This window comes from Streptomyces poonensis (genome assembly GCF_014650915.1).
GTDB lineage: Bacteria > Actinomycetota > Actinomycetes > Streptomycetales > Streptomycetaceae > Streptomyces > Streptomyces poonensis.
The window spans coordinates 67,665-92,322 of sequence record NZ_BMVW01000006.1 but is presented as its reverse complement, the minus strand read 5'-3'; the positions used below and the strand labels follow the sequence as shown (position 1 = coordinate 92,322).

Here is a 24,658-nt window from a genome sequence, read left to right as displayed (position 1 = left end):
CCCCCGCCGGGACTGGCATCCCAATGCGAGGGCCTGACCACCGAGGAAGTAGGAGCTTCCCGATGGATACGCAGCACCCTAACGTGCGCTCGCACGCCCAGTCCCGAGTCACCGGTAAAAACCACCACCGGAACGCGCATCCCGGCGGCGTCGAGCACGACAACACCCGCCACACCACCCGTTTCACGGTGATCGGCAACCACCTGGCCCAGCACCCCGACCTGTCGGGGCTCGCCATCGGCCTGGCGGTGTACATCCAGTCCGTCCCCGCCGGCGTCCCCGTGGACATCAAGACCCTCGCCGCCCGCTTCCCGGAGGGCACCACCCGTATCGCCGCTGCCCTGCGCGAACTGGAGACCCACGGCTACCTGCGCCGCACCCGCGAACGCACGGAGAGCGGCCGGGTCGTCACCCGCACGGTCTCCTGCAACCAGCCGGGCCGACACGCACCAGCAGAGCCCACCAGGCCTCCGGCCCGCCGAGCCGCAGCCGCCCCGCAGCAGGAGCCACCACGCCGCGCCCTTCCTGCCGTACCTCGCCCGGCGTACCCCGCCCTCTCCCTCCTCCAGACAGCCACCGAGGTACTCGCCGACCTCCGCCGCAAGGACCCCCGCCTGCTCCTCTCCGCCACGGACGCCGAACACCTGGCCCCCGGAGTGGCTGCCTGGCTGGAACGCGACCTGCCCCCCACAGCCGTCGTACACGCCCTGACAGCGGACCTACCGCCCGAATCCCTGCGCCGCCCCGCAGCTCTCCTGGCCCACCGCCTCACCACCGGGCTCCCGCCCCTGCCTCCGTTCCGTGCTCCCGCGCAACCCACACCCGTCCCCCACCGAATGATCAACTGCGACGGCTGCGACCGCGGCTTCCGCTCCGACGGCCCCACCCGCTGCCGCGACTACCGCGGCGACTGAACAGGATCCCCTATGGTCAGCTCGCCCCACGAGGCGATGCACCGCATCTTCCAGGAGTTCCCGGACCTCTTCTCCAGGCTCTCCGAGGTGCTCGGCGTCGACTTCCCCCCACCCACCTCGGTCACCGTCATGCCGACCGACCTCACCGAGAACCGACCGGTCGAACGCCGCGTCGACACTTTGTTGCAACTGGAGACGGAGGACGACGGACCGCTCCTCCTCGCTGTCGAGGCCCAGGGCAAGAAGGACCCGGCCAAGCCCGCGAGCTGGGCGTACTACGCCTCGTACCTGCTGGCGAAGTACCGACAAGCGCAGCCGATACTGCTGGTCGTCTGTCAGGACCGCGCGACCGCCGAGTGGGCGGCCCGCCCCGTTCACTTCGGCCCCCGCCAGTGGCCCCTGCTCACCCTGCGCCCACTGGTCGCGGGCCCGCACAACATGCCGGTGATCACCAAGTCGGCCGAAGTCCGCAAGGACCTGGTACTCGCCACGCTGAGCGCCATCACCCACGCCACACACCCGGACATCGGGGCCATACTCAAAGCAATGACGACCGTCCTGCGGGACACGCCGCGCGACCTGGCCGACCCGATCATCGAATTCATCGCACAAGGCCTGGGCACATACCCAGCCGCAGAGCTCTGGAGGACACTGGTGGCCGTGGACCTGTCTTTCTACAAGTCGCCCCTCAGCGAAGAGATCCGAGACGAGGGCCGTATCGAGGGCCGTACCCAGGGCCGTACCGAGGGCGTGATCCGACGCGCCGCCGAAGACGTCCTGGAGGTCCTGGCAGTGCGCGGCATCGACGTCCCCGACGAGGTCCGCGAACGCATCACCAGTTGCGGCGACCCCGAGGTCCTGCGCCACTGGCACCGGCGCGCCATCACCGCCGCCACCGCCGAGGGGATCTTCGAGGACGACTAGTGGCGACCAGAGACCTCTCCTTCTACAGGTCGTACATCGCGGAAGAGATCCGGGCCGAAGGCCAAGCCCAGGCCGGCGCCGAGAGCATCCTCGTCGTACTGGGAGCACGCGGCCTCGCCATCCCCGACCACGTCCGCGGTCGCGTCACAAGCTGTACCCACCTGGACACCCTGACCCGCTGGCACAGGCGCGCCGTCACCGCCCCGACAGCCGAGGACATCTTCACGGACCTGACGGACCTCACGACCGAGTAGCAGGCCTGTTACCCGCCCGCTACCCGACCACAATGGACAACCCGCCCCGAACGTCAAGATCATGAACGGGACGGCCATATCGGCCGCCACCCGGCAGGACGACCAACCAACTGGGGGGACCATCCATGGCACTGTTCGGCAACGCACACAGCATCGACCCGGCCTCCGCGCAGCAGGACTACGCGCGCCTGCTGGGGCACGGCGAGCAGATCCAGGCCGCGTACCTGCTGATCCGCGACACGATCCTCTTCACCGACCGCCGCCTGATCTTCGTCGACAAGCAGGGCATCACCGGCAAGAAGACGGAGTACCACTCCGTCCCCTACCGCAGCATCACCCACTTCGCGGTGGAGACCGCCGGCACCTTCGACCTCGACGCCGAGCTCAAGATCTGGATCTCCGGCACGTCCATGCCCGTCGAGAAGACCTTCACCAAGGGCGTCGACATCTACGAGGTCCAGGCGATACTCACGCAGTTCGTGGCGAGGTAGTGCCCACCTCGCTCTCCCACCCCGCTCTCCGGCCTCACTCGAAGTCGTCCACGGGCGTCAGCACCCGCGTACTGGTCTGCTGGTAGATCACCGAGCTGCGAAAGCTCACGACCTCCCGGCGGGCGCTGAAGCGGTCCATGAGGAACGCGTGCAGTCGCTCGATGTCCGGCACGGCCACGTGGACGACGAAGTCGTCGTCGCCGGAGACCACGAACACGGAGACCACCTCCGGCAGTTGGGCGAGGTAGGCCTCGAAGCCGGCTATCACGTCCCGGCTCAGCGGGCGCAGCCGCGCGAAGACCAGCGCCTGGAGCGCACGGCCGAGCGCGCGTGGCTGCACCGCCGCGTGGTAGCCGGTGATCACGCCGCGCGCCCGCAGGGCCCTCACGCGCTCCAGACAGGTGGAGGGTGCGATACCGACCAGGCGGGCCAGCTCCCGGTTGGTGAGCCGTGCATCGCGCTGCAAATGGTCCAGGATCGCCGAATCAATGCCGTCCATGACCGCCATTCTGGGCCGGATTCCGAATTTGGGACGGCAAAGCCCCCACATTCCCGCACCACCACCTAGCTTCCTTCCCATTCACCGGATGCCGGATGGGAAGGGAGCCGCGCCTCCATGACGACCGCCGCCGCCGACCACTACGACCTGTTCCTCGCGGAGCACTACACCTGGATGCTGGGCGGAGACCTTCTCTCCCTCGCCGCGACGCAGCGCGAACAGTTGCGGGAGTGGGGAGTGATCCCGGACCAGAGCCACTCAGGAGCACTTGCCGTGGACCTCGGCTGCGGCCCCGGCCACACCAGCCTGGCCCTGGCCGACCTGGGCTTCGACCAGGTCCTCGCCGTCGACCTGAGCCAGTCCCTGCTGGACGAACTCTCCGCACACGCCGCCGACGTACCCGCCGTGCGCCCGGTCGAGGCCGACCTGCGCACCGCGCTCCCCGATCTGGTCCGCCCCGGCTCGGCGGACGCCGTGGTGTGCCTGGGCGACACGCTCACCCACCTGCCCACCAGGGGAGACGTGGCCGCACTGCTCAAGGACATCGCGACCGCGCTCGCACCCGACGGCACGGCCGTGCTGTCCTACCGCGACCTGACCGTCCCGCTCACCGGCACCGACCGCTTCCTGCCGGTGCGTGCCGCCGGGGACCGGATCATGACGTGCTTCCTGGAGTACCCGGACGACTTCGACGACTACACGGTCGTCGTGCACGACCTGGTCCACACCCGTGCCGGCGACGGCGACAGCTCCGGATCCGGCTGGACCATGAACGCCCACAGCTACCGCAAGCTCCGCATCTCCCACGCCTGGGTCCTGGACCAGTGCCGCGCCGCCGGACTCCAGGTCGTACGGGAACGGACGGCGCCCGGAGGGGTCATGCGCACGGTGATCCTGCAGCGCGACAGGTGACGGCTCACCCTCTCCACAGCACGAGTGGCCCGGAATCGCCGACCGTTCCGGGCCACTGTGCCGTACGGGAACGACTCGTCCGTCAGCTCGCAGCCGACGCCGAGGGCGACGCCGTCCCCGGCCCGCCGCCCGGCTGCACCGAGTCCTCCGTGCCCTCGTGCGTCGCCTCCGGGTCAACGCCCACCGTGATCGTGGCGACGACGCCCTTGGCGATGTCCTTCTTCTTGTACTTCAGCTTCAGCAGACCGCCCTGGGTGCCGGACTGGTCGTAGATGGTGTCCTCGGTGAGCGTCGTGCGCTCGGTCGTCGACGTGGAGTAGGGCTCCACCTCGGCGGAGGCGAGGACGGCCTCCTCGTCGAAGAAGAACTGGCCGGTGTGGCAGGTGTTGCCGCCCTCGTACCCGGTGTCGGCCCACTCGCCGCCCACATGCACCTTGGTGTGGATGTGCACACAGCGGCCCTGGTACCAGCCCGGGAAGATGGTCTTGAAGGTGACGTAGCCCTGCTTGTCCGTGCGCCACGTACCGCGCAGGTAGCGCTCGTCGTCGGTGGGCTCCTCGTGGACGCCGCCGCCTCCGCCGCCGGGGCCCCCGGACGGCATGTCGGTCGGCATGTCGGTCGGCATGCCGGTCGGCGTACCGGACGGCGGCTCGCCCGTCGGGGCGCCGGAGGGCATGCCGCCCCCACCGCCGCCCGTGCTCAGCGATTCGTAGCCCGAGTAGATGCCCAGCGCGTCGCAGTGCCAGACGTCGACGGCCGCGTTGCGGAGCGGCTTGCAGGTCTCCGAGTCGATCACCTTGATGCGGAGGGTCAGCGGGATGCCCTCCTTGTCCTCGGTGATGTCCGTACGGAGCTTGTCCGCGTCGATGTAGTAGGGGCCCTCCGTCGTCTCCGAGGTGAGCTTGTAGCAGGTCTCCGCGCTGCCGGCGGAGGCGGTGGAGGTCGCCGTGTCCTTCGTCTGGCCGGCGTTCGCGGTCGCGGCGATACCGCCTCCGACGCCCACCGCGGCCACGGCCGCGCCGCCCGCCACGACGACCTTTCGGCGCGTCAGATTCCGTTTGTGTGCTGGTGCTTGCTTCTCCGTCATGGCCCGGGACGCTAGGGCGTGCACCTGTCAGGCACCTGGGTGACAGCTGGGAACAAGCGTTGCTTACAACAATGGCCCGGAACCGATGCCGGTTCCGGGCCACTGAGCCTGCGCGGACCTGCCTACTTCGGCTGCGGCTTCCGCACCGACAGGTGCAGCTCCCGCAGACGCGCCTCGTCCAGCTCCGTCGGAGCGCCCATCATCAGGTCCTGGGCGTTGCCGTTGAGCGGGAAGGCGATCGTCTCGCGGATGTTGGGCTCGTCCGCGAGGAGCATGACGATGCGGTCGACGCCGGGGGCGATGCCACCGTGCGGCGGGGCGCCGAAGCGCAGCGCGCGGAGCATGCCCGCGAACTCGCGCTCGACCGTCTCGTTGTCGTAGCCGGCGATGTTGAACGCCTTGAGCATGATGTCCGGCTCGTGGTTCCGGATCGCGCCCGAGGACAGCTCGACGCCGTTGCAGACGATGTCGTACTGCCAGGCCAGGATGTCCAGCGGGTCCTGGTTCTCCAGGGCGTCCATGCCGCCCTGGGGCATCGAGAACGGGTTGTGCGAGAAGTCGATCTTGCCGGTCTCCTCGTCCTTCTCGTACATCGGGAAGTCGACGATCCAGCAGAAGCGGAAGACGTTCTCCTCGAAGTGGCCGGCCCGCTTGGCGGCCTCGACGCGCACGGCGCCCATGATCTTCGAGACCTCGTCGAACTCGCCCGCGCCGAAGAAGACGGCGTGACCGGCGGCCAGCCCGAGCCGCTTCGTCAGCTCCGCGACGTTCTCCTCGGTGAGGAACTTCGCGATGGGACCGGACAGCGAGCCGTCCTCGGCCACGCGCACCCAGGCCAGGCCCTTCGCACCCTGCTCGACCGCGTAGTCACCGAGCTGGTCGAAGAACTTGCGCGGCTGGGCGGACACGTCCGGCACCGGGAGGGCGCGTACGTGCTTGCCGGCGAAGGCCTTGAACTCCGAGCCCTCGAAGACGTCGGTGATGTCGACGAGCTCGAGCTGGGCGCGCAGGTCCGGCTTGTCCGAGCCGTACTTCAGCATCGCCTCGCGGAACGGGATCCGCGGGAAGGGGGAGGTGACCTCGCGGCCGCCGCCGAACTCCGTGAAGAGTTCGGTCATCAGCTTCTCGATGGGCTGGAAGACGTCCTCCTGCTCGACGAAGGACATCTCCACGTCGAGCTGGTAGAACTCGCCCGGCGAACGGTCCGCGCGCGCGTCCTCGTCGCGGAAGCAGGGTGCGATCTGGAAGTAGCGGTCGAAGCCGGAGATCATCAGCAGCTGCTTGAACTGCTGCGGGGCCTGCGGCAGGGCGTAGAACCGGCCCGCGTGCAGACGGGAGGGGACCACGAAGTCGCGGGCGCCCTCGGGGGAGGTGGCGGTGAGGATCGGCGTCGCCATCTCGTTGAAGCCGAGGGCCACCATCTTGTGGCGGATGGCGGAGATGACCGCCGTGCGCAGCATGATGTTGCGGTGCATGCGCTCGCGGCGCAGGTCGAGGAAGCGGTACTCCAGGCGCCGCTCCTCGTTGACCCCGTCCTCGGTGTTGATCGTGAAGGGGAGGGGGGCGGCCGCGCCGAGCAGCTCGACCTCGCTCACCTCGACCTCGATCTCGCCGGTCGGCAGGTCGGGGTTCACGTTCTCCGTGCCACGGGAGACGACCTTGCCGTCGACCCGGACCGTGGACTCCTTGGAGACCTTGTCCAGCGCCTCGTACGCGGGCGTGCCGGGACGGGCGACGAGCTGCGTGATGCCGTAGTGGTCGCGCAGATCGATGAAGAGGATGCCGCCCAGGTCGCGCCGATTGTGCAGCCAGCCGCTCAGCCGGACGTCGGTGCCGACGTCAGAGGCGCGGAGCTCGCCGCAGGTGTGGGACCTGTACCGATGCATCGTCGTTCATCCAGCCTTCGCGGATCGGGGAACGCCCAGGCGGGTACGGCCTAGGCCATCCCAGGGTACCGGCCACGTTGTGATCACCTCTCCTGCGTTTCCGTTCGACCCGTGGAACCCCTGTGGCGGGTGGGCCGTCCGGGTGCCTCGTACACCTTCGGTGGCAGTGCCCGATCAACTGTTCTTAAAGTGGGGCAATGCTCACTGATCAGCCCCTGCCCGCAGTGGGGGAGATCCTCTCCGCCCTCGCGACCGGGCTGTGGCGCGCGGACACCGGCGCCGGGCTCGTCGCCCTGGACGGCGAGGCCGCGCGGCTCGTCGGGCTGCCGCCGGAGCCGGTGACCGTCACGGAGGCCGCGGTCCGCGCGCGTTTCCACCCGGTCGACTGGATCGAGGTCGACGGCGTGATCCGGCTCGCCGCCGCCGAGGGCACCATCGCCGAGGTCCGGATGCGGGTGATGGACGAGCGGGGGGACGTCGTCCGCATCGTGCGCAGCCGCGCGAAGCCGTCCCTGGACCCGGCCACCGGGGAGTTCGACCTGGTGGGCACCCTCCAGGAGGTCAGCGAGCCGCCGCCGGGCGCCGCGCACACCCCCGTCACCGGGGACTGGCGCCGCTCGCGCGAGGCGTTCCTGCTGGACGCGGGGCGGGCGCTGGCCGAGGCGCGCTCCACGGAGGAGGTGCTGCGGGTCGCGGCGGGGCTGTCGATGCCGGGGTTCTCGCCGGACGGACTGGCCGTGTTCGGCGTGGAGGCCGACCGGCTCGGGCTCATCGGTCACCACGGGCAGCAGCCGGGGGACGAACGCCCGTTCACCCATATGTCGCTGGACACGGACTACCCAGCCGCCGAGGTCGCCCGTACGGGCCGGGCCGTCTACCTGTCGTCCCCGGAGGAGTACCGGTCCCGCTACCCCGCCTCCTGGCCGCTCGCCGAACGCTTCGCGCGCCGGTCGTGGGCGTTCCTGCCGCTCACCGTGGCCGGGCGCACGATGGGCGCGTGGATGGCCGCGTTCTCGTACCCGGTGTCCTTCACGCCCGACGAGCGCTCCGTCCTCACCACCGTGGCGCGCATGCTCGCCCAGGCGCTCTCCCGGGCCGGCGCGGCCGAGACGGAGCGTGAGCTGACCGACGGGCTGCAGCGTTCGATGCTGCCCATGCTGGGCCCGCAGATCCCCGGTATGAGCGTCGCCGCCCGGTATGTGCCCACCGGTGGTGGCCTCCAGGTCGGCGGCGACTGGTACGACATGATCCCGCTGCCCTCCGGCACCTCCCGGACGAGGTCCGGATCAGGGCGGTTCGCCCTCGTCATCGGCGATGTCCAGGGCCACGACGTGCGGGCCGCCGGTCTCATGGGCCAGCTCCGCATCGCCCTGCGCGCCTACGCGGCCGAGGGCCACCGCCCGGACGCCGTCCTCTCCCGCGCCTCCCGTTTCCTGCACGGCATCACGTACGACGAGGAGTACGCCGACCTGCGCTTCGCGACCTGTCTGTACATCGAGGTCGACCCCGGGACGGGCACGCTGGAGATCGCCCGCGCCGGGCATCCGGAGCCGGCGGTGCGCATGTGCGACGGCACGGTCCTGACGCGGTCGACCTCGGGCGGGCTGCCGCTGGGCGTCGACCCGGACGCGGACTACCCGATGACCCGACTCTCCCTGGAGCCCGGCGAGACCATGCTGATCTGCACGGACGGTCTGATCGAGACCGGGGGCCACGACCTGGACACCGGGTGGCTGCGGATCCGCCGGGTCCTGGAGGCGCACGACAGCGGACTCGACGGCGATGTGGAGGCGCTGGCCGACGCCCTGGTCCAGGCCGTGCACGGGCCCTCGTCCCACCACACCACCGGCCCGCTGGCCGACCGGCGCGAGGACGACATAGCGGTACTGCTGCTGCACCGGCAGCGCGCGGAACGGGGCGCGGGGGACGGTCGCGACGGCTCCGGGCCGCTCCGGCCGCCGGTCCGGCGTACGGCGCTCACCGTCGCCCAGGCCGAGCCCGAGCGGATCGCCGGCGCCCGCCGCCAGCTGCGCGAGCTGCTGCACGACTGGCGCAGCGAGGACCAGGTCGACTCGGCGGTGCTGCTCGTCTCGGAGATGCTGACCAACGTCCTGGTCCACACCGACGCGGACGCCCTGCTGGTCGCCGAGGTCGCGGGGGCCTCCGGTGAGCCGGCCGCCCGCCGGATGCGGATCGAGGTCACGGACGCGAGCGACGACCTGCCGCACCGGCGGCGGCCCGGCGAGCTGGCCTCCTCGGGGCGGGGACTGATGCTGATGGAGCTGCTGGCCGACGCGTGGGGGGTGGACCCGCGGGGCGAGGGCAAGAGCATCTGGTTCGAGCTCCGGGAGCCGGCCACGGCGGACGGCACCACCGCCTCACCCGGTGGTTGACCCCTCTCGCGACTCCTCGGTGGAGTACCGGTCCCGCAGCTCGTGCACGATCCCGAAAGCGGCCGCCGTGAGCGGTACGGCCAGCAGCATGCCGAGGATCCCGGCGACGGCCGCACCCGCGGTGAGGGTCACCATGACGACCGCCGGGTGCATCTGGACCGTACGGCTCTGGATCACCGGCTGCAGGACGTGCCCCTCCAGCACCTGTACGGCGAGGACGACGGCGAGGGCCCACACGGCGATGACGAACCCGCGGTCGGCGAGGGCGACGAGCACGGCGACGGCCCCGGAGATGAAGGCTCCGAGGTAGGGGATGTAGGCGCCGACGAGGACCAGCGCGCCGAGTCCCAGGGCGCCGGGCACACCGAGGATCAGCAGCCCGACGGTGATGCAGACGGCGTCGATGAGCGCGATGAGGGTGGTTCCGCGCATGAATCCCTCGACGGCCTGGAAGGCGCGCCGGGCCACGGCCTCGACGGTGTCGGCGGCGGCGGTCGGGGAGGCGGCGCGCAGGGTGTCGGCGGCCCGCTGGGAGTCGCGCAGGAAGAAGAAGACGAGCAGGAGCGCGAGGACGGCCATGGCGATGACCTCGCCGACGACGCTGACCCCGCTGATGACGTTGGACGCGGCGGTCCCGCCGAACCGGTTCAGCAGGTCCCGTGAGTTCGCGGCGAGGTCGTCCAGGGAGGTGCCCGCCGCCCCGAAGTGGTCGGCGATCGAGCGGGCCGCCTGCCGGAGGGAGGCGATGATCTGGTCCCCGCTGTCGATGAGGGCGGCGACCACGATGTAGACGGCCCCGCCGAACACGGCCACGACCGCCACGCAGGTGACGAAGGCGGCGACCGAGCGGTTGACCCTGGCCCGGACGAGCCACCGGTGGAGCGGCTTCAGCAGCGCGGTGCCGAGCAGCGCGAGCAGCACGGGGATGACGGCGGTCCGGAACTCCACACACAGCCGGATGGCGACGTACACCACCCCGGACACCAGCAGGACGACGGCACACCAGGCCGCCAGACGGCGCACGGGCTCGGGCAGCAGCTGCACGCTGCCCACCCGATCACGCACCGGGCGGGCCGTCCTGTTCGGACGGTCCGCCCGGGTGACGCTTCGTCAGTACGGTCCCGAGGGGGGCCAGGGATCAGATCCCGTCCTCGGTCATCCCGTGCACCGCCGGGATCGTCCCGAGGCGGCCCTTCTGGAAGTCCTCGAAGGCCTGCTGGAGCTCCTCGCGGGTGTTCATCACGAAGGGGCCGTAGTGGGCCATGGGCTCCCGGATGGGCCGGCCGCCGAGCAGCACGACCTCCAGGTCCGGCGTGTGCGCGTCCTGCTTCTCGTCCGCGCGCACGGTGAGCGAGGAGCCCGCGCCGAAGACGGCCGTCTGGCCCAGGTGGACCGGGCGGCGCTCGGTGCCGACGCTGCCGCGCCCGGCGAGGACGTACGCCAGGCCGTTGAAGTCCTCCCGCCAGGGCAGGGTGACCTCCGCGCCCGGGGCGAGGGTGGCGTGGATCATCGTGATCGGCGTGTGCGTGATGCCGGGGCCCTCGTGGCCGTCGAGCTCACCGGCGATGACGCGGAGCAGCGCGCCGCCGTCGGGGGAGGTGAGCAGCTGGACGCTGCCGCTGCGGATGTCCTGGTAGCGCGGGGCCATCATCTTGTCCTTGGCCGGCAGGTTCACCCACAGCTGGACCCCGTGGAAGAGGCCGCCGGACATGACGAGCTGCTCCGGCGGGGCCTCGATGTGCAGCAGGCCCGCACCCGCGGTCATCCACTGGGTGTCGCCGTTGGTGATGGTGCCGCCACCGCCGTGGCTGTCCTGGTGGTCGAAGGTCCCGTCGATGATGTACGTGGTACCTCCTCGTGCTCGAACTTTAGTTGAGAGTTGAACTTTCTGCTACCCCGGAACAGCGAAAGCCCGGAGGGCATTCCCTCCGGGCTCCCGGACGTCTGGTGGTCGGGGCGGCTAGCCGTACATCCGGCGCATCGCGAACTCGACCATCTGCTCCACCGCCTTGGCGTCGAAGACCATGCGGTGCTCGCCCTCCATGTCGAGCACGAAGCCGTAGCCGGTGGGCAGCAGGTCGATGACCTCCGCACCGGTGATCACGAAGTACTTGGACTCCTTGCCGGCGTAGCGGCGCAGCTCCTTGAGCGAGCTGAACATCGGGATCACGGGCTGCTGGGTGTTGTGCAGCGCCAGGAATCCGGGATTGTCGCCGCGCGGGCAGTAGACCTTGGAGGTGGCGAAGATCTGCTGGAAGTCCTCGGCGGACATCTGGCCCGTGGTGAAGGCACGCACCGCGTCCGCGAGCGAGGGCGGGGACGGCTCGGGGTACAGCGGGGGCTGCTGGCCGTACCCGCCGGGCATCTGCTGCTGCGGCGGCGGGGCGTACTGCTGCTGGGCGCCCGCGTTCTGGTCGTAGCCGTACATGCCTCAAAGAGTAGTCAACCCCCGGGTGCCGCAGCATCGTTCCTCCGGCGTTCCTCCGGCGTTCCTTCGGCAACGTGCGGCAATAAATCGCACGCGAGGCGCGTCACACCTCCCTGAGTGCCGTGCGCAACCGTCCGCACTCCCGCGCGCGTCACGCACCGTAGGCGCCCCGGCCGGCCCCGTAAGAGCCTCGTCACACCTTCCCGGCCGGGGTTGCGTCTTATTACCGGTGGGTAGCATCATCGAAGCTACTTGTTGGTATATGAACTAGCGCGAGGATCCAGTGCCTCGCCGATCTCTCCACGGAGGCGTCGCCATGGGGCACTACAAGTCGAATCTCCGCGACATCGAGTTCAACCTCTTCGAAGTGCTCGGGCGCGACAAGCTGTACGGCACCGGCCCCTTCGCGGAGATGGACACGGACACCGCGAAAAGCATCCTGGAGGAGCTGACCCGCCTCTCCGAGAACGAGCTGGCCGAGTCCTTCACCGACGCCGACCGCAACCCGCCGGTCTTCGACCCGGAGACGAACACCGCTCCGGTCCCGGCGTCCTTCAAGAAGAGCTACAAGGCCTTCATGGACTCCGAGTACTGGCGGCTCGGCCTGCCCGAGGAGATCGGCGGCACCACCGCTCCCCCGTCCCTGATCTGGGCCTACGCGGAGCTGATCCTCGGCGCCAACCCGGCGGTCTGGATGTACTCCTCCGGCCCGGCGTTCGCCCGCATCCTCTTCGAGGAGGGCACCGAGGAGCAGAAGAAGGCCGCGAAGGTCGCCGTCGAGCGGACCTGGGGCTCCACCATGGTGCTCACGGAGCCGGACGCCGGTTCGGACGTCGGCGCCGGGCGCACCAAGGCCGTACAGCAGGAGGACGGCTCCTGGCACATCGAGGGCGTGAAGCGCTTCATCACCTCGGGTGAGCACGACATGGAGGAGAACATCCTCCACTACGTGCTGGCCCGTCCCGAGGGCGCCGGCCCCGGCACCAAGGGCCTGTCCCTCTTCCTCGTCCCGAAGTACCTCTTCGACTTCGAGACCGGCGAGCTGGGCGAGCGCAACGGCGTCTACGCCACGAACGTCGAGCACAAGATGGGCCTGAAGGCCTCCAACACCTGCGAGATGACGTTCGGCGACCGGCACCCCGCCAAGGGCTGGCTGATCGGCGACAAGCACGACGGCATCCGCCAGATGTTCCGCATCATCGAGTTCGCCCGGATGATGGTCGGCACGAAGGCGATCTCGACCCTGTCGACCGGTTACCTGAACGCGCTGGAGTACGCCAAGGAGCGTGTCCAGGGCCCGGACCTCGCCAACTTCATGGACAAGACGGCGCCCAAGGTCACCATCACGCACCACCCGGACGTGCGCCGCTCGCTGATGACGCAGAAGGCGTACGCGGAGGGCATGCGCGCCCTGGTGCTGCACACCGCCTCCGTCCAGGACGAGATCGCCGTCAAGGAGGCCGCCGGCGAGGACACCGCCGCGCTGCACGCCCTGAACGACCTCCTCCTGCCGATCGTCAAGGGCTACGGCTCCGAGAAGGGCTACGAGCAGCTCGCCCAGTCGCTGCAGACCTTCGGCGGCTCCGGCTTCCTGCAGGAGTACCCGATCGAGCAGTACATCCGCGACGCCAAGATCGACACCCTGTACGAGGGCACCACCGCGATCCAGGGCCAGGACTTCTTCTTCCGGAAGATCGTCCGCAACCAGGGCGCCGCGCTGAACCAGCTCGCCGAGGAGATCAAGAAGTTCCTGGCGATCGGCACCGGCGGCGAGGAGCTGGCCGCGGCCCGCGACCACCTCGCCAAGGCCGCCGTCGAGCTGGAGGCCATCGTCGGCCTGATGCTCACCGACCTCGCGGCCACCGAGCAGGACGTCAAGAACATCTACAAGGTCGGGCTGAACACCACCCGCCTGCTGATGGCCTCCGGTGACGTGATCGTCGGCTACCTGCTGCTGCGGGGCGCCGCGGTCGCCGCCGAGAAGCTGGAGTCCGGCGTCTCGGCGAAGGACAAGGCCTTCTACACGGGCAAGATCGCGGCGGCGAAGTTCTTCGCGGCCAACGTCCTGCCGGGTGTCACCCTGGCCCGCAAGCTGTCCACGGGCGTGGACCTGGACCTGATGGAGCTGGACGAGGCGGCGTTCTAAGAAACGGAACGCGTCGGTCCGCCGCTGGGCCGTCCGACTCTCCACATCCCCCTCACGAGGGCCCGCTCCCCTAGGCCGGGAGCGGGCCCTCGTACGTCGTTAAGGTGAACACCATGAGCACAAGCGCCCGCCCGGCTCCGGGCACCGCCCCCGTATCGAGCGCTTCGCGCGCATCGCTCCGCTTCGGCCGCGGACTCACCGACGACCTGATGGCCTTCCTGGCGGCGAGCCCGTCGCCGTACCACGCCGTGGCGAACGCCGCCGAGCGGCTGGAGAAGGCCGGCTTCCGCCAGGTCGAGGAGACCGAGGCGTGGGACGGGACGACCGGCGGCAAGTACGTGCTGCGCGGCGGCGCGATCGTCGCCTGGTACGTCCCGGAGGGCGCCGGGCCGCACACCCCGTTCCGCATCGTCGGCGCGCACACCGACTCCCCCAACCTCCGCGTCAAGCCGCGGCCCGACACCGGGGCGCACGGCTGGCGCCAGGTCGCCGTCGAGGTGTACGGCGGCCCGCTGCTCAACTCCTGGCTCGACCGCGACCTGGGCCTGGCCGGCCGGCTCTCCCTGCGGGACGGCACCACCCGCCTGGTGAACGTCGACCGCCCGCTGCTGCGCGTCCCGCAGCTCGCCATCCACCTGGACCGCTCGGTCAACGACGGGCTGAAGCTGGACAAACAGCGTCATCTACAGCCCATTTGGGGGCTCGGGGACGATGTCCGCGACGGCGACCTCATCGGCTTCCTGGAGGAGGAAGCGGGCCTCGCGCGCGGGGAGGTCACCGGCTGGGACCTGATGGTCCACTCCGTCGAGCCGCCCGCCTACCTGGGCCGCGACAAGGACCTCGTCGCCGGGCCGCGCATGGACAACCTGCTCTCCGTGCACGCGGGCACGGCGGCGCTGGCCGCGGTCGCCGGTGCCGAGGACGCCGCCGCGCTGCCGTACATCCCCGTCCTCGCGGCCTTCGACCACGAGGAGAACGGCTCGCAGTCGGACACCGGCGCGGACGGCCCTCTGCTCGGCTCGGTCCTGGAGCGTTCGGTCTACGCGCGCGGAGGGTCCTACGAGGACCGGGCGAGAGCCTTCGCCGGCACCGTCTGTCTCTCCTCGGACACCGGCCACGCCGTCCACCCCAACTACGCGGAGCGTCACGACCCGACGCACCACCCGCGCGTGAACGGGGGGCCCATCCTCAAGGTGAACGTCAACAACCGCTATGCCACGGACGGTTCCGGCCGCGCGATCTTCGCCGCCGCCTGCGACAAGGCCGGCGTTCCCTTCCAGTCCTTCGTCTCCAACAACGCCATGCCCTGCGGCACCACCATCGGCCCCATCACCGCGGCCCGCCACGGCATCAGGACGGTCGACATCGGCGTGGCCATCCTCTCCATGCACAGCGCGCGCGAACTCTGCGGCGCTGACGACCCGTTCCTGCTGGCGAGCGCCCTGACCGCGTTCCTGGAAGGCTGAACTCCCTCTTGCCGATTGGGTGATGCCCGTCCGGGTACTCGGTGGTGACCGGAAGCAACCGGAACGACCGGAACGACCGGACCGACCGGACCGACCGGACCGGACAGGGAGGTAGCACTCATGGGCCTGGGCGGGTGCATCATTCTGATCGCCGTGGGGGCCATCCTCACGTTCGCGACCGACTGGGACATGCAGGGGGTCAACCTCGACCTGGTCGGCATCATCTTCATGATCGTCGGGCTCATCGGCGTCGCGACGTTCAGCAGTATCGCCAAGCGGAGGCGTGTGGTGGTGCCGCCCACGTCTCCCGTGGTCAGCGAGGAACCGCGCCGTGACGGGTACGGCGGCGTATGAGGCCGCCGGACACCCCCGCACAGCCACCACCACAGGGCGGCGCGTCGATCGGGAGACCGACGGCGCGCCGCCCTGTACGTGCGGTACGTGGTACGGCGTCAGGCGTCCATTCCCGCCAGCACCAGCGGCAGCCGGTCCGCGCCGCCCTCGGTGACGCGCACCGGGACGCCCCAGTCCTGCTGGTGGACATGGCAGGCCGGGTACTCGTTCGCCGGGTCGTCGTCGCAGGACGCCGCCATCGCCGAGACGTGCAGCACGCCCTCCGGTACGGCGGGGTTGAGCTCCAGGGTGCGGGACAGGTCGGTGTCCGCGCCCTCGCCCGCCAGCAGCAGCTCGGGCGGGGTCGACGAGACCAGCAGCCGGGTCGAGGGGCCGTACCGGGTGTCGAGCTTCTGGCCCGCCGGGGCCTGGAAGACCACGTCCAGCCGGAGCTCGCCCGGGGCGACGTCGGTGGCCGCGCGCTGGGTGCGGTGGGCCACCGAGGCGACCTGCACGGCCTCCTCGGGCAGCCGCAGCCGGGTCAGCCGGTGCCGGGCGGACTCCACGACCACGATGTCGTCCCCCACGAGCACCGCGTCCGACGGCTCCCGCAGATCCGTGGCGAGGGTCGTCACCTCGCCCGTCGCCGGGTCGTAGCGGCGCAGCGCGTGGTTGTAGGTGTCGCTGACGGCGACCGAGCCGTCCGGCAGGGCCGTCACCCCCAACGGGTGTTGGAACAGCGCCTGTTCCGCCGAGCCGTCCCGGTGCCCGAAGTCGAACAGGCCGGTGCCGACGGCCGTGTGCACGGCCCCTTCCCGGTCCACCCAGCGCAGAGCGCTCGTCTCGGAGTCGGCCAGCCACAGCCGCTCCCCGTCGGCGGAGACCGCGAGCCCCGACGGCTGCGCGAACCACGCCTGGTCGCCGGGACCGTCGACGAGCCCCTCGTTCGTCGTCCCGGCCGCGACGGCGACCGTGCCGCCCTCGCCGTCGCCCGCCGGGTCGTACGCCCACAGCTGGTGGACGCCCGCCATGGCGATCCACACACGCCCGCCGAACACCGCGACGTCCCACGGCGACGACAGGTCCACCTCGCGCGCGGGACCCGACGTCGGCGAGCCCTGCCACCACTGGCGGCCCGTCCCGGCGAGCGTGGTGACGTACCCGGTCTCCAGATCCAGCCGGCGCAGCGCGTGGTTGACGGTGTCGGCCACGACCACCGCGCCGTCGTCCAGCAGCGCCAGGCCCTGCGGCTCGCTGAAGCCCGCCGACTCCGCCGTGCCGTCCGCGAAGCCGCGTGTCCCCGAGCCGATGCGCCGCAGGACCGTCTCGCCGTCCGCGTCCAGCTCCACCAGCTGGTGCCGGGTGGTGTCGCTGACCAGGAAGCTCCCGCCCGGCAGCGCGAGCGCCTTGCCGGGGAAGCGCAGGACGGTCGGCTCGGGCTCCGGCGCCACGTACGGGCCGTCGCCGCGCCGCAGCGTCCCCTTCGCCTCGTGCTCGGCCTCCAGCTCCTCGACCAGCTTCTCGATGGCGTGCGCGTGGCCCTCGCCCGCGTGCTGGGCGACGACGTATCCCTCGGGGTCGATCACGACGAGCGTCGGCCAGGCCCGCACCGCGTACTGCTTCCAGGTGGCGAGCTCGGGGTCGTCCAGCACCGGGTGCTCGACGTCGTACCGCTCGACCGCGTCCACGACCGCCTGGTGCTCGGCCTCGTGCACGAACTTCGGGGAGTGGACGCCGATGATCACCACGGTGTCCCGGTGCTTCTCCTCCAGCTCCCGCAGCTCGTCGAGGACGTGCAGGCAGTTGATGCAGCAGAACGTCCAAAAATCGAGAACAACGACGCGTCCTCGCAGGTCGGCGAGGGTGTACTGCTCACCGCCCGTGTTCAGCCAACCGCCCTTGCCGATCAGCTCGGGGGCGCGGACACGTGCGCGGCGGGGTGTGGAGTCGTTCATGGCTCAAGGGTGCCACTTGTCCGTGGGACGCTCGCGAGCCTGTGGACAACCCGGTGACGATCCGTGCCGGACCGCCCACGGGATGCGTACGAGCCGTGTTGGAGAGATGCTCGACGCACCCAGGGGGGACGACTCCGAGGAGTGGTTCCATGGCTCACCAGACCGGCGGCTCCGGCATGCGTGACCGCACCGCGTACGAGGACGGCGCGCCCGGGCGTGACCCGTACGACCCCTACCACGACGACCCGTACGAGAAGTCCGAGCGCGAGCCGAGGGACGCCCCCCGGCGCCGGGGCACCCACGACGAACCTCGCCGTCCGTACGACGACCGGGACGTCGACATACGGGAGGGCTACCGGTAGGCCGTCGGCGGTCCGCCCGAGGTGACAAGGTGGGCGGCGGCCTGGCCGCCGCCCACCCGCGCGCGTGTAGTCAGCGGCGCGGTGGTGCGAGGCCCAGCATCCGGTCCTTCAGCGCGGGGAACTGTTCGCGCGTCGTCGCCACCTTCGCCGGGTCGAACTCCACCGTGAGGACCGTCTCCCCGGAGCCCGCCTCGGCCAGTACCTCGCCCCAGGGGTCCACCACGATCGAGTGGCCCGCCTGCGGAACTCCCGCGTGGGTCCCGGCCGTTCCGCAGGCGAGGACGTACGCCTGGTTCTCCACCGCCCGGGCCCGGGCCAGCAGCGTCCAGTGGGAGCGGCGGCGCTCCGGCCAGCCCGCCGGGACGACGAGCGTCTGGGCGCCGGCGTCCACGAGACCGCGGAAGAGTTCGGGGAAACGGAGGTCGTAGCAGGTCGCGACGCCGAGCGTCGTCTCCGGCAGCCGGACCGTCACCAGGTCGCCGCCCGCCGCCATCAGGACGGCCTCGCCCTTGTCGAAGCCGAAGCGATGGATCTTGCGGTACGCGGCGGCCAGTTCACCGGAGGGGGAGAAGACGAGAGACGTGTTGTAGAGAGCACCTTCGTCGGAGCCGTCGGTCGAGGGCGCGCGCTCGGGGATCGAGCCCGCGTGCAGCCATACGCCCGCGTCGCTCGCGGCCTTGGCCATCACCTCGAAGGTGGGCCCTTCGAGCGGCTCCGCCTCGTCGGCGAACGCCTGGTAGGCGAAGGCGCCGGTGGTCCAGAGCTCCGGGAGCACGACGAGGTCCGCTTCGGCTTGTTCCCGTACGAGGGCAGCCACACGCTGCCGACGCGAATCGACCGATTCGCCCTCGTCTACGCCGATCTGGATGAGCGAGGCGCGCACACTACCACCGTCCTGACATTCGAGCCGTCCACACGGGCCTACGATCGTCACACGAAAGCACTGCCGGGGTGCTTCGCAGCAGCGTAGCTTGGGGGTCCCCCCTGCTCGAGCGAAGCCGAGAGCTCGGGGGAGTTCCACGACGCCCATCGACCGCTGACACCGCCGACCACCGGCTGCATCCGCCCGTGTACCGACCGCCCGAGGGGTCCCGTTCCGTGAGTCTGCATCCCACTCTTCAGCCCTACGCCGACGCCTGGACCCACTCCGTGGATGCGATATCCGAGCTGGTGGCACCGCTCGTGGAGGGCGAGTGGAACCGCCGGACACCGTGCCCCGGCTGGTCGGTGCGTGATGTGGTCTCCCATGTGATCGGCATGGACTGCGAGATGCTCGGCGACCCGCGTCCCATCCACACACTGCCGCGCGACCTGTACCACGTGCAGAACGACCACCAGCGCTACATGGAGATGCAGGTCGACGTCCGCCGCCACCACACGGGGCCGGAGATGACCGCCGAGCTGGAGTACACGGTCATCCGCCGCAACCGCCAGCTGCGGAACGAGTCACGGGACCCGGAGACCAAGGTGCGCGGCCCGCTCGGCGTGGAGCTCACCCTGGAGCAGGCCATGCGGAACCGGGCCTTCGACGTCTGGGTGCACGAGCAGGACCTGCGTACGGCGCTCGGCCGCCCCGGCAACCTGGACTCGCCGGGCGCCCATGTGGTCCGCGACGAGCTGCTGTCCGTGCTGCCCAAGGTCGTCGCCGAGGACGCGCAGGCGCCGCGCAGCTCGGCGATCGTCTTCGATGTGCACGGCCCCGTCGAGTTCCTGCGGACCGTCCGCGTCGACATCCAGGGCCGCGGCACGCTGGAGACGGCCCCGGCGCTCGGCCCCGCCGCCACCATCTCCCTCGACTGGGAGACGTACGTACGCCTGGCCTGCGGCCGGGTGACGCCCGAAGCCGTCGCCGACCGCATCAAGGCGGAGGGCGACGCCCAGCTGATCGCGTCGATCCTGCGGTCGTTCGCGGTGACGGTGTAGCCGGCCGGTGTCCCTCCCGGGCAGCCGCGCCCGTCGTCACGCCGGTACGTGCACCGTCTCCACCCGGCTCGCCACCAGCCGTTCCCGCTCGCGCCGGACCGCGCGCCCGCGCAGGCGGAGGATCTGGGTGAGGCCCAGGGCCTGGAGGACGAAGACGGACGAGAAGGCGACGCGGTAGTTCTCACCGGTGGCGTCCAGGAGCACACCGACCGCCAGCAGCGTCGTCATGGAGGCGACGAAACCACCCATGTTGGTGATGCCGGAGCCGGTGCCCTGACGCTCGGGCGGGTTCGCGGGGCGGGCGAAGTCGAAGCCGATCATCGAGGCCGGGCCGCAGGCACCGAGGACCACGCACAGCACCACCAGCAGCCACATCGGCGCATGGTCGCCCGGATACACCAGCGTGGCCGCCCAGACGGCCGCCGTGGACAGCACCGTGCCCAGCGCGAGCGGCAGCCGCGCCGCGTGGTGCCGGGCGATGATCTGCCCGTACACCAGGCCGAAGACCATGTTCGACAGCACGATCAGGGTGAGCAGGTCACCCGCCGACGCCCGGTTCAGCCCCTGCGCCTCGACCAGAAACGGCAGGCCCCACAGCAGCAGGAACACCATCGCCGGGAACTGCGTGGTGAAGTGCACCCACATGCCGAGCCGGGTGCCCGGCTCCCGCCAGGACGCCGCGATCTGCCGCCGTACGTACGCCGCGCCCTGGTGCGGGAACGGCTCCGGTTCATGTCCCTCCGGATGGTCCTTGAGGAGGAGGAGCATGAGGACGAGGACCACGACGCCCAGGGCCGAGCTGCCCGCGAACGCCGCCGTCCAGCCCACGTCGTGCAGCAGCCGCGCGATCACCAGCGTCGACACCAGGTTGCCCGCCATGCCCGCGAGCCCCGCGAACTGGCCGACGAGCGGGCCGCGCCGGGCCGGGAACCAGCGGGTGCCCAGCCGCAGCACGCTGATGAACGTCATCGCGTCACCGCAGCCCAGCAGCGCCCGGGAGGCCAGCGCCATGCCGTAGGTGGGCGAGAGGGCGAAGCCCAGCTGTCCGGCCGTGAAGAGCACGGCGCCCAGCGTGAGCACCTTCTTGGTGCCGAGCCGGTCGACCAGCAGGCCCACGGGTATCTGCATGCCCGCGTACACCAGCAGCTGGAGGATCGAGAAGGTGGACAGGGCGGACGCGTTCACATGGAAGCGGTCGGCCGCGTCGAGGCCGGCGACCCCCAGCGACGTACGGAAGATGACCGCGACGAAGTAGACGGCGACACCGACACCCCAGACGGCGATCGCGCGCCCGCCGCCGGGCGGGTCACCGGGCAGCCCGGCGGTCCGGTGCGCATGCTGCGAGGTGCTCAACGGACCTCCCCCCGGGCCAGGTGGGAGAACCAGCTGACGTGCCGGTGGACGATGTCCACCGCGGCGTCGGCGTCCCCGCCGCGCAGCGCCTCCAGGATCTCCTGGTGCTCGGCGAGCGTCTTGGTGACCCGGTCTGGGTGGGCGTGCATCACGGCGACGCCCATGCGCAGCTGCCGGTCGCGGAGCTGATCGTAGAGGCGGGAGAGGATCTCGTTGCCGCCGCTGCGGACGATCTCAGCGTGGAAGCAGCGGTCGGTCACGGCGGCGGCGGCGAGGTCCCCCGCCGCCGCCTGGGCCCGCTGCTGCTCCAGCAGCTCCTCCAGGCGGGCGATCAGCTGGGGCGAGGCCGGGACCGTCTTGCGGACCGCGTGCTCCTCGACCAGCTGGCGGGTCTCCACCACGTCCGCGATCTCCTGCGCCGAGACCGGCAGCACGAGGGCGCCCTTCTTCGGATAGAGCTTGATCAGGCCCTCGGCCTCCAGCCGCAGCAGCGCCTCGCGCACCGGCGTCCGGGACACCCCGACCTCGTCGGCGAGTTCGCCCTCGGTGAGGAGGGCGCCGCCCTCATAGCGGCGCTCCAGCACCCCTTGCTTGACGTGCGCGTAGACGCGGTCGGCGGCGGGGGGCTGCTTCGCGGGGGCGGACACGGGCGGCGACTCGGGCGGGGCTGAAGGCATGCCCACAGGATAGATACAACACGTACGCATGGCGGATCTCGTCCATATGCCGGGACCCCACCCATCATTTATCCCCCAGCATTCGCACAACCTTCCGTGCTACTTACGTGTCACACGAGAAGCGGCCCTTCCATGCCACTCCCCAAGTGGCCGCACTCAACAGACATTTGACGTAATCGGGGTACTCAACTTGATAACCGGCATACAGGGCGTTCGGGTCCGCAGGGCCGCCGCCGTCGTCATGACCTCCGGTGCGCTGGTCGTCGGCGGTGCGCTGAACACGGCGCCCGCGCACGCCGCCACGAAGCCCACCATCAACGCCAAGGGCGGGTTCATCATGAACAACGCCAACGGCAAGAGCCTGTACACCAAGTACGCGGACACCAAGCGCGCCACGGGCTCCACGACGAAGATGATGACCGCCAAGGTCGTGCTGTCGCAGAAGAACCTGAACCTGGACGCGAAGGTCACGGTCCAGAAGGCGTACAGCGACTACATCGTCTCCAAGGGCGCCTCCTCGGCCCGGCTGATCGTCGGCGACAAGGTCACCGTCCGCCAGCTGCTCTACGGGCTGATGCTCCCGTCGGGCTGTGACGCCGCGTACGCGCTCGCCGACAAGTTCGGCACCGGCTCGACGCGGGCGGCACGGGTGAAGTCGTTCATCGCCAAGATGAACAGCACCGCCAAGAGCCTCGGCATGACGAACACGAAGTTCGACTCGTTCGACGGCATCAGCAACGGCTCGAACTACTCGACGCCGCGCGACCTCACGAAGCTCGCCAGCAACGCGCTGAAGTCGTCCACGTTCCGCTCGATCGTGAAGACGAAGTCGACCAAGCAGAAGGTGACGACCAAGAGCGGCGGCTACCGCTACATGAACTGGTCGAACACCAACAGCCTGCTCAGCGAGTACAGCGGCACCATCGGTGTGAAGACCGGCTCCGGTTCCCAGGCCAAGTACTGCCTCGTCTTCGCCGCCACCCGCAACGGCAAGACGGTCGTGGGTGCCGTCCTGACGGCGTCGTCGGCCGCCAACCGCACGTCGGACGCGAAGAAGCTGCTGAACTACGGCTTCGCGTCGCTGTAGCCGGCGCGCACAGCCGTCTGTCGGCCGAGGAAAGGAGAGGGGCCCGCCGGGCAGTCCGGCGGGCCCCTCTCGTCGTACGTGTCGCCGTGCCGGCTAGGCCCAGGTGATCAGCCGCTTCGGCTGCTCCAGGATCGCCGCCACGTCCGCCAGCACCTTGGATCCCAGCTCCCCGTCGACCAGACGGTGGTCGAAGGACAGCGCCAGCGTGGTGACCTGGCGTGGCTTGACCTTGCCCTTGTGGACCCAGGGCTGGAGCTTGATCGCGCCTATCGCGAGGATCGCGGACTCACCGGGGTTGAGGAGCGGCGTGCCCGTGTCGACGCCGAAGACGCCGACGTTCGTGATGGTGATCGTGCCGCCCTGCATGGCCGCCGGGGACGTCCTGCCCTCGCGGGCCGTGGCCACCAGCTCACCGAGCGCCTCGGCCAACTGCGGCAGGGTCTTGTCGTGCGCGTCCTTGATGTTCGGCACGATCAGCCCGCGCGGGGTCGCCGCCGCGATGCCCAGGTTCACATAGTGCTTGCGCACGATCTCCTGGTTGGCCTCGTCCCAGGAAGCGTTGATCTCCGGGTTGCGCCTGATCGCGACCAGCAGGGCCTTGGCGATGAGCAGCAGCGGGTTCACCCGCAGCCCCTGCATGTCCTTGTCCTGCCTGAGCTCCTCGACCAGCTTCATCGTGCGGGTCACGTCGACCGTCACGAACTCCGTGACGTGCGGCGCCGTGAACGCCGAGCCCACCATCGCCGCCGCCGTCGCCTTGCGGACGCCCTTGACGGGGACGCGGGTCTCGCGGGCCGCGTCGTACGACGCCGCGGGCGCCGCCACGGCGGCGGCCGGGGCGGCGGGGGCCTCGGCGGCAGCGGGCCGCGCGGGCACGGGCTGCGGTGCCGTGGGCCGGGGGCCCGTGGGCTCGGCGACCGGGGGAGTCACCGCCGCGTGCACGTCCTCGCGCGTGATGATCCCGTCCGGACCGGACGGGACGATCGTCGTCAGGTCCACGCCGAGGTCCTTGGCCAGCTTGCGCACCGGCGGCTTGGCCAGGGGGCGCTGCGTGCCGCCGCCGTGCCCGTTCAGCTCGCCCTGGACGCCCTGGAGCGCGGCACCCGCGTCGTGGGACGTGTGCCCGGCGGCGGGCTCCGCGGGCGCGGTGCTGCCCTTGCGGGGACGGCGCTTGGTGGACGACTCCGCGACGCCGTACCCGACGAGGACCGGCTTGCGGCCCTCCCGCGCGGCCGGCTCGGCCGGGGTCTCCCCGGGCTCCGGTGCGGCGGCCGGAGCCGCGGGGGCCTCCTCGGCCACCGCGCCGCCGGTCACGTCGACCGCGATGATCGACGTGCCCACGTCGACCGTGGTGCCCTCGGGGAAGTGCAGCGCGCGTACGACACCGTCGTAGGGGATCGGCAGCTCGACGGCCGCCTTCGCGGTCTCCACCTCGCAGACGACCTGCCCGTCGGTGACCGTGTCCCCGGGCTGGACGTACCACTTGAGGATCTCGGCCTCGGTGAGCCCCTCGCCCACGTCCGGCATCTTGAACTCGCGAACGGACGCTTCGGTCATCGTCGTCACGA

At 70.6% G+C, this 24,658-nt stretch carries 22 protein-coding genes and 1 pseudogene; 12 read left to right on the top strand and 11 right to left on the bottom strand.

The window, feature by feature from the left end; all coding sequences use genetic code 11:
* The first annotated feature begins 62 nt into the window (after positions 1-62).
* From IE242_RS17315 to IE242_RS17300, 4 genes are all read left to right on the top strand, one after another.
* Positions 63-914, top strand: a complete 852-nt coding sequence (locus IE242_RS17315; RefSeq protein WP_189860132.1) for a helix-turn-helix domain-containing protein — start codon at positions 63-65, stop codon at positions 912-914.
* A gap of 12 nt (positions 915-926) precedes the next feature.
* Positions 927-1,838, top strand: coding sequence for an RpnC/YadD family protein (locus IE242_RS17310; protein WP_189860130.1), 912 nt, complete (start codon positions 927-929; stop codon positions 1,836-1,838).
* Positions 1,838-2,092, top strand: a complete 255-nt coding sequence (locus tag IE242_RS17305; RefSeq protein ID WP_189860127.1) for a hypothetical protein — start codon at positions 1,838-1,840, stop codon at positions 2,090-2,092. Before IE242_RS17310 ends, IE242_RS17305 begins: the two co-directional genes overlap by 1 nt.
* A 125-nt stretch (positions 2,093-2,217) precedes the next feature.
* On the top strand, positions 2,218-2,583 hold the full coding sequence (locus IE242_RS17300; RefSeq protein ID WP_030573173.1) for a PH domain-containing protein: 366 nt from the start codon (positions 2,218-2,220) through the stop codon (positions 2,581-2,583).
* A 34-nt stretch (positions 2,584-2,617) separates the two neighbouring features.
* Here IE242_RS17300 and IE242_RS17295 read toward each other — a convergent pair whose 3' ends face one another.
* Complete coding sequence (locus IE242_RS17295) at positions 2,618-3,082, bottom strand: Lrp/AsnC family transcriptional regulator (RefSeq protein WP_189860125.1); 465 nt, start codon at positions 3,080-3,082, stop codon at positions 2,618-2,620.
* A gap of 117 nt (positions 3,083-3,199) precedes the next feature.
* On the opposite strand from IE242_RS17295, the gene IE242_RS17290 reads away from it, so the two are divergent.
* Positions 3,200-3,994: a class I SAM-dependent methyltransferase gene (locus IE242_RS17290; protein ID WP_189860123.1), complete on the top strand. Its 795-nt coding sequence runs from the start codon at positions 3,200-3,202 to the stop codon at positions 3,992-3,994.
* An 82-nt stretch (positions 3,995-4,076) separates the two neighbouring features.
* Here IE242_RS17290 and IE242_RS17285 read toward each other — a convergent pair whose 3' ends face one another.
* Together IE242_RS17285 and aspS are read right to left on the bottom strand one after the other, a co-directional pair.
* Positions 4,077-5,081 carry an intradiol ring-cleavage dioxygenase gene (locus IE242_RS17285; protein WP_189860121.1) on the bottom strand — a complete coding sequence of 335 codons (1,005 nt, stop codon included), beginning with the start codon at positions 5,079-5,081 and terminating at the stop codon, positions 4,077-4,079.
* A 122-nt stretch (positions 5,082-5,203) separates the two neighbouring features.
* Positions 5,204-6,967 carry an aspartate--tRNA ligase gene (gene aspS, locus IE242_RS17280; protein WP_189860119.1) on the bottom strand — a complete coding sequence of 588 codons (1,764 nt, stop codon included), beginning with the start codon at positions 6,965-6,967 and terminating at the stop codon, positions 5,204-5,206.
* Positions 6,968-7,164: 197 nt separating this feature from the next.
* On the opposite strand from aspS, the gene IE242_RS17275 reads away from it, so the two are divergent.
* Entirely contained in the window at positions 7,165-9,360 is a 2,196-nt protein-coding gene (locus IE242_RS17275; RefSeq protein WP_189860117.1) for an ATP-binding SpoIIE family protein phosphatase, read from the top strand.
* Here IE242_RS17275 and IE242_RS17270 read toward each other — a convergent pair.
* From IE242_RS17270 to IE242_RS17260, 3 genes and pseudogenes are all read right to left on the bottom strand, one after another.
* A complete protein-coding gene (locus tag IE242_RS17270; RefSeq protein WP_189860624.1) occupies positions 9,346-10,404 on the bottom strand; it encodes an AI-2E family transporter in 1,059 nt (352 codons plus the stop codon). The genes IE242_RS17275 and IE242_RS17270 overlap by 15 nt on opposite strands.
* A 94-nt stretch (positions 10,405-10,498) precedes the next feature.
* Positions 10,499-11,206: pseudogene (locus tag IE242_RS17265) on the bottom strand (pirin family protein); the annotation flags it as partial.
* Positions 11,207-11,320: 114 nt separating this feature from the next.
* A complete protein-coding gene (locus IE242_RS17260) occupies positions 11,321-11,788 on the bottom strand; it encodes an SseB family protein (protein ID WP_189860115.1) in 468 nt (155 codons plus the stop codon).
* A gap of 316 nt (positions 11,789-12,104) precedes the next feature.
* On the opposite strand from IE242_RS17260, the gene IE242_RS17255 reads away from it, so the two are divergent.
* The 3 genes from IE242_RS17255 (at position 12,105) to IE242_RS17245 (ending at position 15,754) form a co-directional block, all read left to right on the top strand.
* A complete protein-coding gene (locus IE242_RS17255; protein WP_189860113.1) occupies positions 12,105-13,934 on the top strand; it encodes an acyl-CoA dehydrogenase in 1,830 nt (609 codons plus the stop codon).
* A gap of 209 nt (positions 13,935-14,143) precedes the next feature.
* Positions 14,144-15,400, top strand: a complete 1,257-nt coding sequence (locus IE242_RS17250; protein ID WP_189860622.1) for a M18 family aminopeptidase — start codon at positions 14,144-14,146, stop codon at positions 15,398-15,400.
* Between the two features lie 120 nt (positions 15,401-15,520).
* On the top strand, positions 15,521-15,754 hold the full coding sequence (locus IE242_RS17245) for a DUF6458 family protein (RefSeq protein ID WP_189860112.1): 234 nt from the start codon (positions 15,521-15,523) through the stop codon (positions 15,752-15,754).
* Between the two features lie 98 nt (positions 15,755-15,852).
* Here IE242_RS17245 and IE242_RS17240 read toward each other — a convergent pair whose 3' ends face one another.
* Entirely contained in the window at positions 15,853-17,688 is a 1,836-nt protein-coding gene (locus tag IE242_RS17240; protein WP_189860110.1) for a thioredoxin-like domain-containing protein, read from the bottom strand.
* 149 nt (positions 17,689-17,837) lie between these two features.
* Here IE242_RS17240 and IE242_RS17235 point away from each other — a divergent pair, with 149 nt between their 5' ends.
* On the top strand, positions 17,838-18,050 hold the full coding sequence (locus IE242_RS17235) for a hypothetical protein (RefSeq protein WP_189860108.1): 213 nt from the start codon (positions 17,838-17,840) through the stop codon (positions 18,048-18,050).
* 70 nt (positions 18,051-18,120) lie between these two features.
* On the opposite strand, the gene IE242_RS17230 is transcribed toward IE242_RS17235, so the two are convergent.
* Positions 18,121-18,933: a carbon-nitrogen family hydrolase gene (locus IE242_RS17230; RefSeq protein ID WP_189860106.1), complete on the bottom strand. Its 813-nt coding sequence runs from the start codon at positions 18,931-18,933 to the stop codon at positions 18,121-18,123.
* A gap of 215 nt (positions 18,934-19,148) precedes the next feature.
* Here IE242_RS17230 and IE242_RS17225 point away from each other — a divergent pair, with 215 nt between their 5' ends.
* Positions 19,149-19,973, top strand: coding sequence for a maleylpyruvate isomerase family mycothiol-dependent enzyme (locus tag IE242_RS17225; protein WP_189860104.1), 825 nt, complete (start codon positions 19,149-19,151; stop codon positions 19,971-19,973).
* 36 nt (positions 19,974-20,009) lie between these two features.
* Here IE242_RS17225 and IE242_RS17220 read toward each other — a convergent pair whose 3' ends face one another.
* Entirely contained in the window at positions 20,010-21,326 is a 1,317-nt protein-coding gene (locus tag IE242_RS17220; RefSeq protein ID WP_229859031.1) for an MFS transporter, read from the bottom strand.
* A complete protein-coding gene (locus IE242_RS17215; RefSeq protein WP_189860102.1) occupies positions 21,323-22,003 on the bottom strand; it encodes a GntR family transcriptional regulator in 681 nt (226 codons plus the stop codon). The genes IE242_RS17220 and IE242_RS17215 overlap by 4 nt, the downstream gene beginning before the upstream one ends.
* A gap of 190 nt (positions 22,004-22,193) precedes the next feature.
* Between IE242_RS17215 and IE242_RS17210 the strand changes: the two genes are divergently transcribed.
* Positions 22,194-23,090, top strand: coding sequence for a D-alanyl-D-alanine carboxypeptidase family protein (locus IE242_RS17210; protein WP_229859030.1), 897 nt, complete (start codon positions 22,194-22,196; stop codon positions 23,088-23,090).
* A 93-nt stretch (positions 23,091-23,183) separates the two neighbouring features.
* Here IE242_RS17210 and IE242_RS17205 read toward each other — a convergent pair whose 3' ends face one another.
* A complete protein-coding gene (locus IE242_RS17205) occupies positions 23,184-24,656 on the bottom strand; it encodes a dihydrolipoamide acetyltransferase family protein (RefSeq protein ID WP_189860100.1) in 1,473 nt (490 codons plus the stop codon).
* Positions 24,657-24,658 lie beyond the last annotated feature (2 nt).